The following is a 14,172-nucleotide window of genomic DNA, read 5'->3' as shown; positions in this document are numbered from 1 at the left end:
AAAAGGTTGCGTGTGTAAATCTTAAAATATAAAAAGGAAGTCTGAAAAATCAAAACTTCCTTTTTGCTTCGAGGCACATACGTGGGATTCAGAAGAGTTTTTTCCGTAAGGAGAAGAGGAATTCCAAACCTCCTTCTTTTCTGTTTTTGGCTGATATTTCTCCTTTATGGAATAACACGGCGTTCTTTACGATAGAAAGTCCTAAGCCCGATCCTCCCGTTTGGCGGCTTCTTCCTTCGCATACGCGGTAGAAACGTTCGAAGAGTCTGTGCAAGTGCATTTCGTCGACTCCTTGTCCTGTGTCATAATAAGAGAAATAACAAAATTCCTGATCGTTTGTATAGTTATCGATAACAATGATAATGTGATCTCCCGCGTAGTTGATGGAGTTGTCCATTAAGTTACGGAATATGGCGTAAATCAAGGTTTTGTTTCCTTCGATAAACAAATCTTCTTTGATATGGTTTTGTACGGTGATACTATGGGAGGTAAGTGCATCGTTCAGGTCTGCGATAACCTCTTGTACGGTCGTGTATACGTTAACTTCTTCTTTTTGGAAAAGCTCCGAAGCTTCTTCCGTTTTGGTGATTAAAGCGATATCCCGGATCAGGTCGGAAAGCCTGACGACTTGGGAATAGGTTCGCTCCAGGAAGAAATGTTGTTTGTCGGGAGTAATGTCCGGTTGTTCCAATAGGGTTTCGATATAGCCCCGAATGCTGCTTACGGGAGTTTTCAGTTCGTGTGCGATATTATTTGTCATCTCCTGTTTGAGTAATCTGTTTTTTTCATTGTCGGAGATGTTGTTCAGGGTAATCTCGTAACTGTTATCCGTAAACAAGAGTAATTTGAGGGCAAAATGTTTTCCTCCTTTGGAAAGTTTGCATTGAAACACGGGTATGGTATGTGCGTTCGGATTGACAGGCGTGTTGTTCTTTAAGAATTCGTTCAGTTTTATGAAATCGGGTTGCTCCAGAATCCCTTCGAGGCGGAATGTAGGTTCGTCCAATAAGGTGTTCAGGTATTGAATAAAGTGGGTATTGGCGTATATTTTTTCTCCGTTAGCAGCGAATATGGCGATCCCTTCATCCGAATAATGGAAATGGCGCAGCAGTTTATCCCGTTCGACATTAATTTGGCGGTTACTCTCTTCAAGCAATTGGTAGTTGCGAATGATTTTATTTCCGATCTCTCCGAGTTCCGTATGGGGGAAATGGATATGGTTGTAATCCACCTTGTGATGGTCTGCCGAAACGATGAAATCCTTTAAACCGGAGATGGCTTTTCCAAATCTGTCCGATAGGTAAATGAGGGAAATCAGGGCGATGAAAAACAGTAACGTGATGAAATACAGAAAAATATTATCTGTTTTTAGAAAATTCTGAACTTCAATATCATAGGGTAGTGCGACGCGAATAAAAAAATGAGGATACGCTTTTGCATAGTAGTAGTATTCTATGCCCAAGGTGGTCGAGTGGCGAACGGCAGCTCCCGTGGAGTGTATTAACGCTGCCTGGATCTCGGGACGTTGCAAATGGTTTTCGATCTCTTTATCCTGCTCTATGCTATTGTCGAATAATACTTTTCCCGTGCGATTAAGCAAGGTTACCCGTAGATTATGGGGAAGAATTTGTAATATATTCTGGATGGAATCGATACGATGATCCCGTACCAGCTGCTTCGTGTCGGCATATTGGGCAAGAATCGTCGCGTAGTCGTTGAGTGTCGTGCGTAAATTTTCTGTTTTATACGCTTTTTCTCTTTTTTGTTGGAAAAAAATAATTCCTATCGTGAAGATGGAAAATACGACAAAGAAATATAAAAATAATTTTTGTTTATAAGAGAGTTTCATCGAATGATGTTTTTAATGAGTTAAATTTCAATACAATACCCATAACCGGAACGGTTCACGATATAGTGTCCTTGTTCCCCGAGTTTTTTTCTCAGGCGCGTGATGTGTACATCTACCGTACGCTCTAAAACATAACCGTCATCGGCCCATACGTTACGGAGGATAGCTTCCCTCGAAAAGATTCGTCCGGGGGCTTTGGCTAACATATACAATATTTCGAACTCTTTTTTGGTAAGTGGAACGGATTGCTTGTTGACAATAACTTGTTTGGTCACCGCGTTGATAAGAATCTCGCCGATCTCTATCTGTTGTTCCGGGGTAGCGGCCACTCGCTTCAGAACGGCTTTTACCCGTGCGCATACCTCTTTGATGGAAAATGGTTTTGCAATGTAATCGTCTCCGCCGATACTGAACCCGGTAAGCATGTCATTTTCCGTATCCTTGGCTGTAAGGAAAATGATAGGTGTCGTGTTGTGAAGTTCTTTACGAAGCCTTTCCGCCATTTTAAATCCGGAGATTCCCGTCATCATGACATCTAACAAGATCAATTCGTGTTCTTTCGTTAATATTTTTAAGGCCTGTTCCGCTGATTCGGCCGTATCGACCATATAACCCTCGTTTTCCAAGTTGAATTGCAGGATTTCTCGTAAGTCCGCTTCGTCGTCGACGACTAAAATTCGTTTCTTTTCCATAGTTTTATTCGATTGGGAGTTCCGGAGTATCTTCGTTTTTATGTAAATGTTTTGCATTCTTCCCTTCCATTAAATAGATTGCCGCTTCTGCGATATTCGTCGCGTTATCTCCTATCCTTTCTATATTATAGGACATACCGCTTATGGAAAGAGCATCTAACATATCCTGTTCGTTGATCGTCTTACCGACAAAGCAAACCGGAATACCGTGGATGATTTCTTTGTGATGGAAATCCACCCTGTCATCCGTTTGAATGACTTCTTTTGCCAGTTCGGTATCTTCACAGGTGAAAGCAAAGATAGCATTTTGTGTCATTTTTTTTACTATGGCGAGTTGTTCCCGTATTATTTTTTCATGGGTCAGGAAACATTTGCCGTTTCGATCGGTCTCTTTTAAAAAATCGGCAATGTTGAGAATGAGATCTCCGATTCGTTCCAGATAGGCTGTCATATCGTGGTAGGACATGATCTTTCGGGAATCGGTAGCTCTCGGGGAATAAAGGACGATAGAACGAATCACTTCATCTCTGATTTTTATTTCCATGCCGTCGATGATCGTTTCGTTATGTTCTATTTCCGCGTGTATTTCGGGATTTTTATTATCTGCCGTAAGTCGGTTGATATAATCCATTTGAAGGAATACGATTTTGGAGAGTACTTCAAAATCTTCTCTTATTTTTTCTAAATAGTTTTCTCTGATGGTATTCATGTCGTAATGATTAAATGGTCTGACTCTTCTGATTGATTAACCGAATTGCCCGGTGAGATATTCTTCGGTCCGTTTGTCTTGCGGGGCGGTGAACATCTTTTGTGTTTCATCGTACTCGATTAATTCCCCCAAATACATAAACATGGAGTAATCGGAAATTCGGGCAGCCTGCGACATATTGTGAGTAACGATCAGGATCGTAAATTCTTTTTTAAGTTCCAAAAGTAACTCTTCAATCCGGTTGGTGGCGATGGGATCCAATGCGGAAGTCGGTTCGTCCATTAACAAAATTTGCGGTTTTAAAGCCAACGCCCTGGCGATACACAGGCGTTGTTGCTGTCCGCCGGAAAGGAAGGTTCCTTTTTTATAGAGAGCGTCTTTGACCTCTTCCCATAATCCGACATTTTGCAGGCTTTGTTCGACGATCTGATCTTTTTCTTTACGAGGTAAACGAATTCCGTTTAGTTTATAACCGGCAATGACATTATCATATATGCTCATGGTCGGAAATGGATTGGGCCTTTGAAAGACCATGCCAGCCATGCGCCTGACTTCCATGGGGTTCGTCTTTAATATGTTTTTCCCGTTTAAAAGGATTTCACCCGTAATGCGGATATCCGGATAGAGTTCGTGCATTCGGTTTATGGCTCGTAAAAGAGTACTTTTCCCGCAGCCGGAGGGCCCCATGATGGCCGTGATCTTTTTTTCTTCGATACGGGCATTCACGCGATTGACGGCGTTTTTGCCGGGGGTGTAGGAGATCGAAACCTCTTGTAGTTGTAATATGGGATTTGCTGTAGATACCATAGGTCGTTATTGATTATATTATTGATTTCTCCATTTATTGGCTATATGTTTGGCTATTAGATTGAGCGATAATATGAGTAACAGGAGGAAAAGCGAGGAACTCCAGATCATATCGATCAGGTTGGGATCGTTATAAAATTCCCAAATTAAAAGGGGAACGGCACTGGTCGGAGCTGTGACATCCCAATTGATGACCGTGCTTCCGAGGGCTGTCAGCATCAATGGAGCTGTTTCTCCCATTACACGGGAAACTGCTAACAATATACCTGTGAACAAACCTCCGAAAGCAGACGGGAGTAGTAGTTTTAAAATTACGCTCGTATAAGAGGCTCCGAGTGCGAGTCCGGCTTCTTTTAACGAACCCGGTAGCATTTTTAATGTCTCTTCGGTGGATCTTATGATCAGGGGGAGCATCATGATGCTTAAAGCGACGCTGCCTGCTAAGGCAGAGTAGCTGCTCAGCGGCTTTACGATCCAGCTGTAAGCGATAATACCGATAACGATAGAGGGACTTCCTTGAATCAGGTCGGTAAAGAAGCGGGTAGTGTTTGAAAATAGGGTTCTGGGTTTTTCCGAAAGGTGAATTCCGGCCATAATACCAACCGGTATGGCAATAACGGTAGCCATTCCTACCATGAGCAAGGTTCCGGTGATTCCGTTGGCGATACCCCCGGGAATGATTTCTCCCGTGCCTTTGGCGAGCATGGCGTCTAAGGTGCTGGGGGCTGTTTCGGTAAAGAAATTCCAGTTGATCTGTTTGTATCCTTTTTTTATCAATTCCCCGATGATCATAAATAGGGGGATGACGGTCAGGGAGGCTAATGAATAGATGGTATAGAAAAATATCCTGTCTTTGATCGTTCTGTATCTTATGGATGCCATCTTGTTAATGAAGTTTTTTGATGATGAGTTTGGCTATCATGTTGATGATAGCGGTAATTAAGAATAGTAATAAGCCGATGGCGATGAGGGAGCTGAGTTTGATTCCGTCGGCTTCCCCGAATTGATTGGCGATGATACTCGCCATCGTGTTTCCCGTGTCTCCCAACGAAAGGGGAACGTTGTTGGTATTTCCGATCAGCATGGTCACGGCCATGGTCTCTCCGAGGGCTCTTCCGAGTGCTAAAATGTAGCTTGCGAAAATACCGGAACCGGCAGCCGGGAACGTGACTGTCCGGATAACGTCATAGCGTGTCGCTCCTAAACTGTATGCCGCTTCTTTCAGTTCGTTGGGGACCATAGCAATAAATTCCCCGCTGAGGGAAGAGGCGTAGGGAATGATCATGATCGCTAATACGATGGAAGAGGTGAGGATACCGAATCCCTGTGAATTGATCCCCCATTCTACCATCAGCGGACGAAGGGTATAAAATCCCCATAGACCGTAGACGATGGAAGGAATCCCCGCTAATAGATCAATGGTGGAGCTGATGAAGACGGCTATTCTTTTGCCTTTGAAATATTCTCCGGTAAAAAGGGCTACGGGCAAAGAAAACGGGATGCAGAACAGTAACGCTAAAAATGAAGTAAGCAAGGTTCCTATAATAAAGGATAAAGCTCCGTAAGTTTCGTTGTCTGGATGAGGATTCCAGTCGGCCGTACCGATAAAGTTGAGGAATCCGTAATGATGAAAGGCAGGGAAGGCTCCGCTAACGAGGGAATAGACCATTCCCGCACATATTAAAAGTATGAAAATACAGCAGATGATTAGTAGACGTTTGAATAGATAGTCCGACATATCATTATGTTTAATGTAAGTCTTGTGGCGATAATACATCGCCACAAGATTTTAGTATTACTTCATTGTTTTTCCGTTGAACGTGACGGATTTTAAAAGGGCTTGTGCATTTTTAACGGCAGATGCAGGAAGGGGAGAGTAGTGTACTTTTGTGGTTAAGGCCTGTGCCTCGTCGCTTAGCATCCAGCTCAACAGATCGACGGTGGCTTGTGCTTGTTCTATTTTCCTGTCGTTGTAAGATTGTTCTTTATAGAGAATAATCCAGGTGAAACAACTGATAGGATAGGCATCGACGGCGGGAGAGTTGGTGATCATAGTGCGGGTGTCGGCAGGTATATCTCCGGAAGCGGCCGCGGAAATGCTTTCCGTTGTCGGACTGACGTAATTGCCGGCCTTGTTTTGTAATTGGGCCATGGGGATTTTAAGAGAGAAAGCATACTCCGATCCCACGTAACCGATAGACCCTGCCGTTTGACTGATCACTCCGGCTACTCCGGGATTTCCCTTGGCGGCAATGCCTGCCGGCCATTTCAACGATTTGCCGGTTCCTACTTGTTCTTTCCAGTCATTACTGATTTTTGTCAGGTAATCGCTGAATACGAATGTAGTACCGCTACCGTCGGAACGATACACCGGGGTGAGCTCTTTGTCGGGAAGAGCGACTCCCGGATTAGCGGCTTGTATCCGACGGTCGTTCCATTTCTTGATTTTTCCTAAGTAGATATCGGCAATGATTTCACCCGTAAGTTTCAAATCTTTTACTTCCGGTAGGTTATAAGCCATTACCACGGCTCCCATACAGGTAGGAATATGAATCGTTTCATAAGGCATCTCTTTCAGCTCTTTTTCGGAAAGAAAAGCATCTGTCCCGCCGAAATCTACGATTCTATCTTTTAGACTTCTGATTCCTCCTCCGCTGCCGATTCCTCCGTAGGTGACAGTCGTCCCGTTTTTTTGCTGATAAGTTTTAAATGCCAGGTTATAAAACGGAAGAGGGAAGGTGGCTCCGGCTCCCGTAACCTTTTCTTTTTTGTTTGATGCGGCATCTGCGGGGGTTGCATTGCCGGAGAGCATCGTGGAAATGATAAGAATACTGATGAGTAATAGATTTTTCATGTTTTTCAAATTATGTTTAACACATACTGTACTTTTTTAGACTTTACAATATTACGTTGATGTTATGACACGTTTGTTACGCGTTTGTTACATTTTTGTTAAGCCTGAACGGAGAAGTCGTTATAGTTTAAATTCGATATTCAAATAGCCGAAGGCCGTTGATTTTCCGGAATAAGGATTCCATGACGTGAAATTGGGAGCGATCTTTAAATATTTGATCGGGGAATACTGAATGCCGGCAAGTATTCTTTGGCCGTCGGCATTGCTCCAGTCGTCTTTGGATGTCAGGTTGTCGTATCTTCCGAAGAGGTCGAATTTGGAAGCCAATTTAACAGAGGTATAGATGGAATAACCGGATTGGTCCCGGTCTTTCTTAAATTTCGTGTTATACATTTTGTTGTATTCGGCTCCTAAGGAAAAATGCTCGTGTTTATAACCGGCGAAAAGAGCTAAGTTCTGTTGGTCTTTGGTCCCTTCGCCTTCGATGTTCTTGTTAGATATGTCAAAATATCCTCTGATCGTTAATGATTTGACCGGATTGAGAGTGACTCCCAAGCCATAGCGGTACTTATTGTCGTTGTTCAGTTTCTTGTACCCCTCTCCGTTGATAAAGGTAATGTCGGCCCGGAGCCAGTCGGTAAATTTGTATTTTCCGATGATTCCCATGTCTGCACTGGATCCGAACTTGTACTCGTCCTGGAAAGATTTCATAATGTAACGGTATCCCCAAAATTTCTCCTGAACATTGAATTGTTCGAGGCCGATCAGACCGAAATCGAGAGTGAGGTCTCCGGTTTTCCAGCTTAACATCGCGTTCTTCACGTAAGCGACTCTTTCCAGATCTGAACCCGAAACTTTAGTCGATCCGATATCGAATACCAATTTCCCGCTTAATTTCGGAGATAAGTTGAATTGGTAGCCGAGATAGGAACGGTCCAGAGCGAATCCGGATTCCTTGTTCGCACGCCCTAAGCCCACATGATAGTTTGCAAAAACGGTAACAATCGGTGAACCCGTGATTTTTAATTTGTTTTCTTTTTTTTCTTCTTGTGCAAAACTGCCGATAGATAAAGCAGTTAAAACGATAATAAATAAAATCCTTTTCATCTTGTCTAATTTTAAGGTTCTTTTTTTCGAAAGCGAAAGTAGACTGAAAAGGTTTCTTGAATATTAACGTTTAGTGACGAAATTGTTAAGGATGGTTATTTTCTGAAAAGGGAAAAATTTACACTACCGTATTGCCTATGTTCGAGGAAACGCGGGAAAGAAGAAAAGTCCACCGTTGCGGGGTGTTCTATGACAGCAATGCCGTCGGGGGAAAGTAGGTCGTTATCGAAAATAGCCGCGGGGATCTCTGTGATATTGGGTAGATCATAGGGGGGATCGGCAAAAATAAGTCCGAAATGTTGTCCTTTCAATTTTTTGCAAGCTATAAATGCGTCTGTTTTATATATGGCGATATTTTTGAATCCTAATTGTAGGGCTGTTCTTTTAATGAAAGAGAAGTGATTGTAATTTGCTTCTACAGAAACGATCTTTTCAGCACCGCGGGAAGCTAATTCGTAGCTGATGCTGCCGGTTCCGGAAAATAGGTCTAAGGCTCGAATGTTTTCAATATCGATATAGTTGTTGAGCACGTTAAACAAATTCTCTTTAGCGAAGTCCGTGGTCGGTCTGGCCTTAAAGTTTTTATCCGGGAATAGTTGTTTCCCTTTGTGTGTACCGCTTATAATCCGCATCTATGAAAGTTTAACAAGTGAATGAAATAAGAGTTATTGAATTCCTTATCCTGGAGAAGAGTGTTTAAGATCGGCTCCTGCGGGTAATAGATATGCGGGATATAACTTTCGAGTACCCCTCTGAATTTTTGATCCTTTACGGGTAAACCTGAAATGGAGAGGTGTACGTTGTCTTTTTCCGCACCGGATTCTCTAAGCACATTCAGGATAAAGTAAACGATATCTGTCTGGTGCTGGTAATGAAACGAATTGAAGAGCAGCAATCGGGTATCGCGAAACAAAAGGAGGTCGAAATAGCGGTCCTGAATGTCAACGAATAGTTGCTCCATCTGGCGAAGAGTTTTGGCACTCGCCTGTCTTATGAGATTATAGGCGCTATTGGCTATCTCTATTGCGGGATAATGTTCTCGAAGAAATTGATGAAACTTGTACGGGATACCCTCTACCAAGTAAGCATCGATGCGTTCGATATGATGATATATAAGCTCCTCTTCCGGATTCGTTTCCTGTTGGATCCGGTAGAGTAAACTTAGTTTATCTGTTTGGAAAAAATCGGAAGGGATCAGACTTTTGGCTTTGCTGCAAGGAATGACATAAACCTGTTTGAATTTTAAATTTAGGATGCGGTCGTTGACTATGTAGTTTTCCACTTTTGCCAGGACTGCGTCCGAAGAATCGACTTGAAAAGGCTGGTGAGCGAAAACAACCAACTGGTCTTTTTCGTCATGAACGCAAAATGAAAATCCATCCGTTGCATAACGGATGGATAATATCGATTTTACAGAAGATTCGTAAATATAATTTTTGTCTGTATAATAAACTCCTTGCATGGAATTAAGATTTTACGGATTATTCCCAATTCCCTACGTTATTGTTAGCCTCTTTTACACTTCCTACTTTTAATCCGGGGTATTTATGTAATCTGATTCTTTCACCGTTTTCTTCTAAAACTGCATCTCTAAAATCTTCCATTTTGTCGTCAAAAATAGTCATGTTGGAAGTACTGGCTTCAAAAACAGGGACATCCACGCCTGCTTCTGTCGGAATGATATCCGCTTTTAGAGAAAATTCATATTTTCTGTTGGTGAAGGGAACGTAACGAATGTCGTCGATAGGATAATTTTCTCCGAAGAGCTCCTGTAAGGCGGCTACTCTGATGGTATCACGGATAATAAGGCCTTTTTTCAACGCCTCTTGTTCGGTTATTCCTGCTTCAAGCTGATCGTCTGTCAGTTCGCCGATAGCGCGAACAGTCTTCAGGGAGTCGTGTTTCACAAAATAAATGAGGGTATCGAAACTACCTGTATATCTACCGTAAAGATTCTTATAAGATTCCTGAGCGGTTCTGATATCTTTCAGACGTTGAATGATTCTACTATATCTCTGGTCTTTTAACTTTTGGAATTCCAAAGGATTGTTTACGCTTTCGTAGCATTTGTATGCTAAAAAAATCGCTACAAGAGCTAAAATGACTTGAATAATAATCTTTTTCATTTTTTTTCGTCAGTATATTATTAATACGTTAAACAAGTTAGTTCTTTCTGTTTATGATGACGTTTTTATCTATCTTTGCATAGTTAAAAACGGCACAACACCTACACGATGAATGCGGTAGTGTCCGCAAATATAAGAAAAAAAAGATTCGTAGCCCATTTTTATACATTGAAATTTTGCTATGATCGCAAAACATTTTGAAAACATTGTATTAGAGAAGTTTGGGTTTGATTTTTCCCCGACTCAACAGCAGGCGATGGACTGTTTTCTCTCTTTTTTCTTTTCTCGGGAAGAAGAGAGTTTGTTTTTGCTGAAGGGATTTGCCGGTACCGGGAAAACGTCATTGGTTGCCGCGATCGTGAATACGTTATTGCAGTTGAAGTGTCAGGTGGTTTTGTTGGCCCCGACCGGAAGGGCGGCAAAGGTATTTTCGAGTTATTCGGGGCAGCCTGCTTTTACGATCCATAAAAAGATTTACCGGCAAAAATCAGCCCAGGAAGGAATCGGGTATTTTAATTTGGGATTTAACCCGAATGCCAATACTCTTTTTTTTGTGGATGAGGCTTCTATGATCTCTACCGCTTCTTCGGACAGTAATTTCGGTTCGGGTTCCTTGTTGGATGATTTGTTCGAGTACGTGTATAACGGTCGGAATAATCGCTTGGTTTTGATAGGTGATACGGCACAGTTGCCCCCGATCGGTTCGAGTGTCAGTCCCGCCTTGGAAGCGGAACTGCTGGGCCGTCAGTACGGGGTGAATGTATATGAGGCTCGTTTGACCGATATCATGCGGCAATCTGAAGCATCCGGAATATTGTATAACGCAACGCGAGTCCGGGAGATGATAGGTGCTGCTGGAAAATTTTTTTTGCTGAAGGTCGGCGGATTCCCGGATGTCATTCGAATAAGCGGGGGGAATCTGTTGGAGGAGCTGGATAGCTGTTACGGTCGTTACGGGGTGGATGAGACGATGGTTATTTGCCGTTCCAACAAAAGAGCCAACCGGTTTAACGAGGGAATCAGAGCCCGCATCCTTTATCGAGAGGAAGCTTTTACCGGGGGGGACAAGATCATGATCGTGAAGAATAACTATTTTTGGGGGGCGGAGTACGATCATGTCGATTTTATTGCTAACGGTGATATTGCCACCGTGGAACGAATCGGTAAACACAAGGAGTTGTATGGTTTTCATTTTGCGGAGGCTCGTTTGAGTATTTACGGGTACGAGGAGGAGATTACGGCATGGGTTATGCTGGATACGTTGACTTCGGAACAGCCTGCCTTGAGTTATGAAGAGCATAAACGGTTATACGCGGCGATAGAAGAAGATTATATGAATGATATCCCTTCCAAGCAAAAACGTTTTAAGAAGATTCGTGAAAATGAATTTTTTAATGCCTTGCAAATTAAATTCGCCTATGCGGTGACAGGGCACAAAGCGCAAGGAGGGCAATGGGATGCCGTGTTTGTCGATCCGGGGTGGATAACGGACGAATTGCCCGACGACGAGTATTGGCGCTGGCTCTATACGGCTATCACGAGGGCAAGGCAAAAAGTTTTCCTGATCAATTTCAGGGACGATTGGTTCGAGACAAGAGGATAAATGGGGGTGAATTGAAATCGGAAACAGACGCTTTTTCGGTTGCTATATTTGTAATAACAAAATAAGGAGATTGAATGATTCCATTAAATTCAATCTCCTCATCTTTTCGTTGACCATTGTAGCTTGTCAATCGTTCTTTGTCAGTTCTTTTGCGATCTCGTCTATTCTTGCGTTTGCCTGTTGCTGTGCTTTCTCGAAATCGTGAATATCCTTCATCTGTACTTTCGCTTCAAAATAGAACTTGATTTTGGGTTCGGTACCTGAGGGACGGACTGAAATTTTACTACCGTCGGCTAAAAAGAATTGGAGGACGTCGCTCGTCGTGCTGAAATCCAGGTGTGTTTTTTCCCCGCTACGGAGATCAGTTGCTTCTAAGGTAAGGTAATCTTTTTTAATCACGATATCGCTACCCGCGATTTGTTTCGGGGTATGATGACGCAACTTTTCCATCATAGCTTGGATCTCTTGAGCTCCGGATAATCCTTTGCGAACGATGTAAATCATTTTTTCCTGTGAGAAGCCGTATTTCGCGTAAATCTCTTTCAGGAAAGCGTAGAGAGATAATCCGTTCATTTTCGTCCAGGCGGCGATTTCTGCCATAAGAGAGGTTGCGGAAACGCCGTCTTTGTCTCTGGTGAACGAACCCGGCATAAATCCGAAAGACTCTTCTCCGCCTCCGATGAATTTTCCGGCATCTTTTTTCCGGATCATATCGGCAATCCATTTGAACCCGGTATATACATCGTAACACTCGATGTCGTTTCTTTCGGCAATTTCTTTGATCAATTCCGTGCTTACGATCGTTTTAATAGTATATTCTCCTCCTTTCAGAAGCCCTGATTCTCTTTTTCGACGGATGATGTATTCCGTGAAAATGATATTGGTCTGGTTCCCGTTTAACAAGATCCACTCTTCCCGATCGTTTTTTACGGCAATACCGATACGGTCTCCGTCCGGATCGCAGGCCATAGCCAGATCGGCATCGACTTTTCTTGCTAAATCAAGAGCCATTTTAAAGGCGGCGGGTTCTTCCGGGTTAGCGGAGGCTACAGTCGGAAAATCTCCGTTCGGAATGCTTTGCTCGGGTACGGGGTGGATGTTGGTAAATCCCCAGTTCCGGAGAGATTCCGGTACTAATTTGTAAGTGGTTCCGTGGAGAGGGGTAAAAACGATCTTCAAATCGTGTTCTTTCCGGATGGCTTCCGGTGAAAGACTTAAAGTTTTTACCTTGTCCAGGTAAATACGGTCGAAATCTTCGCCGAGTATTTTAATCTTTTCGGTGACTTTATCGAATTTGATGTCACCGACCTTTACTTTTTGGACTTCTCGAATCACGTTTTTGTCGTGGGGAGGAACTAATTGGGAACCATCGTTCCAGTATGCTTTGTACCCGTTGTACTCTTTGGGGTTGTGAGATGCGGTAATGATGACTCCCCCTTTGCATCCTAACTCGCGTATGGCGAACGATATTTCGGGTGTGGGGCGCAGGTCTTCGAAAAGATAGACGTAAATACCGTTGGCCGAAAAAATATGGGCGACGGTTTCTGCGAAATAGCGGGAGTTGTGGCGGCAATCGTGTCCGATACATACCGATTTTTCCTCGTTCGGGAAAGCCTGATTGATGTAGTTGGCAAATCCCTGGGTGGCGGCACCGACGGTATATATGTTCATCCGGTTACTTCCGACCCCCATAATTCCTCGCAATCCTCCGGTTCCGAATTCCAAGTCGTTGTAAAACGAATCGATCAGTTCGGCGGGATTTGTATCGTTTAGCATGCGGGAAACTTCGGTGCGAGTCGTTTCGTCGTAGTTTCGGTCCAACCATTTTTCTGCTTTTTCTTTTGCCGTTTTTATGATATCCTTGTTGTTCATATCGTCATTGTTTTTGGTTCAGATAACAAAGTTATGATATTTTGCGTTAATAAAAAAGGCCTTGCATTGCAAGGCCTTTTTTATTCCGTAAGCATGAATTAAAATCTCTTTTCTTTAATTTTTGCTTTCTTACCGGTAAGTTTCCGGAAATAGAATATTCTGGACTGTCTTACGGCACCTCTCTTGTTTACTTCAATCTCTTTGATATAAGGAGAGTTCAGAGGGATAATACGTTCAACTCCGACGTTACCGGACATTTTTCTCACGGTAAAAGTTTTCGTGGAACCCGTTCCGCTGATTTGGATAACGATTCCTTTGAATACCTGTACACGCTCTTTGTTTCCTTCGATAATTTTATAGTGTACGCTGATGGTATCACCTGTGTTGAATGAAGGAATTTCTACTCTGTTTTCATTTGCAAAAGCTTCCTCTGCAATTTTAATTAAATTCATCGTTTTAATTTTATAAAGTTCATTTATCGAACGCAGTATTACGACCAGAGTCTTTTTTGTAAGAGACTACGTACGTTTTTAATTCGAGCTGCAAATGTAAG

General features: G+C 42.8%; 14 protein-coding genes. 1 reads left to right on the top strand and 13 read right to left on the bottom strand.

All coding sequences use genetic code 11. The features are described from left to right. Window positions 1-88 precede the first annotated feature (88 nt). The 11 genes from phoR to BN3283_RS09145 all read right to left on the bottom strand — a co-directional run bounded on the left by phoR (window position 89) and on the right by BN3283_RS09145 (window position 10,144). The gene (phoR, locus tag BN3283_RS09195) at window positions 89-1,849 is read right to left on the bottom strand and encodes a sensor histidine kinase (protein WP_059026461.1); all 1,761 of its coding nucleotides are present in this window, start codon (window positions 1,847-1,849) and stop codon (window positions 89-91) included. Between the two features lie 20 nt (window positions 1,850-1,869). Further along, a complete protein-coding gene (gene phoB / locus BN3283_RS09190; protein ID WP_041504166.1) occupies window positions 1,870-2,541 on the bottom strand; it encodes a two-component system response regulator PhoB in 672 nt (223 codons plus the stop codon). Between the two features lie 4 nt (window positions 2,542-2,545). Then, a complete protein-coding gene (locus BN3283_RS09185) occupies window positions 2,546-3,250 on the bottom strand; it encodes a phosphate signaling complex PhoU family protein (protein ID WP_059026460.1) in 705 nt (234 codons plus the stop codon). 36 nt (window positions 3,251-3,286) lie between these two features. After that, a complete protein-coding gene (pstB, locus tag BN3283_RS09180; RefSeq protein ID WP_041504168.1) occupies window positions 3,287-4,057 on the bottom strand; it encodes a phosphate ABC transporter ATP-binding protein PstB in 771 nt (256 codons plus the stop codon). 18 nt (window positions 4,058-4,075) lie between these two features. Continuing rightward, window positions 4,076-4,939: a phosphate ABC transporter permease PstA gene (pstA, locus tag BN3283_RS09175; protein WP_059026459.1), complete on the bottom strand. Its 864-nt coding sequence runs from the start codon at window positions 4,937-4,939 to the stop codon at window positions 4,076-4,078. A 4-nt stretch (window positions 4,940-4,943) separates the two neighbouring features. After that, window positions 4,944-5,795 carry a phosphate ABC transporter permease subunit PstC gene (gene pstC / locus BN3283_RS09170; protein ID WP_041504170.1) on the bottom strand — a complete coding sequence of 284 codons (852 nt, stop codon included), beginning with the start codon at window positions 5,793-5,795 and terminating at the stop codon, window positions 4,944-4,946. Window positions 5,796-5,852: 57 nt separating this feature from the next. Further along, the gene (pstS, locus tag BN3283_RS09165) at window positions 5,853-6,869 is read right to left on the bottom strand and encodes a phosphate ABC transporter substrate-binding protein PstS (protein WP_286137692.1); all 1,017 of its coding nucleotides are present in this window, start codon (window positions 6,867-6,869) and stop codon (window positions 5,853-5,855) included. A gap of 162 nt (window positions 6,870-7,031) precedes the next feature. Next, window positions 7,032-8,018: a hypothetical protein gene (locus BN3283_RS09160; protein ID WP_059026457.1), complete on the bottom strand. Its 987-nt coding sequence runs from the start codon at window positions 8,016-8,018 to the stop codon at window positions 7,032-7,034. Between the two features lie 95 nt (window positions 8,019-8,113). Beyond that, window positions 8,114-8,650, bottom strand: a complete 537-nt coding sequence (locus BN3283_RS09155; protein ID WP_059026456.1) for an RsmD family RNA methyltransferase — start codon at window positions 8,648-8,650, stop codon at window positions 8,114-8,116. Then, window positions 8,638-9,480, bottom strand: coding sequence for a DUF3822 family protein (locus BN3283_RS09150; RefSeq protein WP_059026455.1), 843 nt, complete (start codon window positions 9,478-9,480; stop codon window positions 8,638-8,640). The genes BN3283_RS09155 and BN3283_RS09150 overlap by 13 nt, the downstream gene beginning before the upstream one ends. A 19-nt stretch (window positions 9,481-9,499) precedes the next feature. Beyond that, complete coding sequence (locus tag BN3283_RS09145; protein WP_041504175.1) at window positions 9,500-10,144, bottom strand: hypothetical protein; 645 nt, start codon at window positions 10,142-10,144, stop codon at window positions 9,500-9,502. A gap of 181 nt (window positions 10,145-10,325) precedes the next feature. Here BN3283_RS09145 and BN3283_RS09140 point away from each other — a divergent pair, with 181 nt between their 5' ends. Then, the gene (locus BN3283_RS09140; RefSeq protein WP_059026454.1) at window positions 10,326-11,747 is read left to right on the top strand and encodes an ATP-dependent DNA helicase; all 1,422 of its coding nucleotides are present in this window, start codon (window positions 10,326-10,328) and stop codon (window positions 11,745-11,747) included. Between the two features lie 126 nt (window positions 11,748-11,873). On the opposite strand, the gene BN3283_RS09135 is transcribed toward BN3283_RS09140, so the two are convergent. Together BN3283_RS09135 and rplS are read right to left on the bottom strand one after the other, a co-directional pair. Then, window positions 11,874-13,619 (bottom strand): phospho-sugar mutase, encoded by a 1,746-nt coding sequence (locus tag BN3283_RS09135; RefSeq protein ID WP_041504177.1) that lies wholly within the window; start codon window positions 13,617-13,619, stop codon window positions 11,874-11,876. A gap of 98 nt (window positions 13,620-13,717) precedes the next feature. After that, a complete protein-coding gene (gene rplS / locus BN3283_RS09130) occupies window positions 13,718-14,071 on the bottom strand; it encodes a 50S ribosomal protein L19 (RefSeq protein ID WP_041504178.1) in 354 nt (117 codons plus the stop codon). Window positions 14,072-14,172: the final 101 nt, after the last annotated feature.

It is taken from the genome of Gabonibacter massiliensis, from assembly GCA_001487125.1.
Lineage (GTDB): Bacteria > Bacteroidota > Bacteroidia > Bacteroidales > Marinifilaceae > Gabonibacter > Gabonibacter massiliensis.
Note: the sequence above shows the minus strand (reverse complement) of the source record. Positions and strands in the feature narration are given on the sequence as shown.

Excerpts from the sequence above, each read along its gene's own strand:
- phoR (WP_059026461.1), bottom strand. The coding sequence starts at position 1,849 with ATGAAACTCTCTTATAAACAAAAATTATTTTTATATTTCTTTGTCGTA.
- phoB (WP_041504166.1), bottom strand. The coding sequence starts at position 2,541 with ATGGAAAAGAAACGAATTTTAGTCGTCGACGACGAAGCGGACTTACGA.
- BN3283_RS09185 (WP_059026460.1), bottom strand. The coding sequence starts at position 3,250 with ATGAATACCATCAGAGAAAACTATTTAGAAAAAATAAGAGAAGATTTT.
- pstB (WP_041504168.1), bottom strand. The coding sequence starts at position 4,057 with ATGGTATCTACAGCAAATCCCATATTACAACTACAAGAGGTTTCGATC.
- pstA (WP_059026459.1), bottom strand. The coding sequence starts at position 4,939 with ATGGCATCCATAAGATACAGAACGATCAAAGACAGGATATTTTTCTAT.
- pstC (WP_041504170.1), bottom strand. The coding sequence starts at position 5,795 with ATGTCGGACTATCTATTCAAACGTCTACTAATCATCTGCTGTATTTTC.
- pstS (WP_286137692.1), bottom strand. The coding sequence starts at position 6,869 with ATGCTCTCCGGCAATGCAACCCCCGCAGATGCCGCATCAAACAAAAAA.
- BN3283_RS09160 (WP_059026457.1), bottom strand. The coding sequence starts at position 8,018 with ATGAAAAGGATTTTATTTATTATCGTTTTAACTGCTTTATCTATCGGC.
- BN3283_RS09155 (WP_059026456.1), bottom strand. The coding sequence starts at position 8,650 with ATGCGGATTATAAGCGGTACACACAAAGGGAAACAACTATTCCCGGAT.
- BN3283_RS09150 (WP_059026455.1), bottom strand. The coding sequence starts at position 9,480 with ATGCAAGGAGTTTATTATACAGACAAAAATTATATTTACGAATCTTCT.
- BN3283_RS09145 (WP_041504175.1), bottom strand. The coding sequence starts at position 10,144 with ATGAAAAAGATTATTATTCAAGTCATTTTAGCTCTTGTAGCGATTTTT.
- BN3283_RS09140 (WP_059026454.1), top strand. The coding sequence starts at position 10,326 with ATGATCGCAAAACATTTTGAAAACATTGTATTAGAGAAGTTTGGGTTT.
- BN3283_RS09135 (WP_041504177.1), bottom strand. The coding sequence starts at position 13,619 with ATGAACAACAAGGATATCATAAAAACGGCAAAAGAAAAAGCAGAAAAA.
- rplS (WP_041504178.1), bottom strand. The coding sequence starts at position 14,071 with ATGAATTTAATTAAAATTGCAGAGGAAGCTTTTGCAAATGAAAACAGA.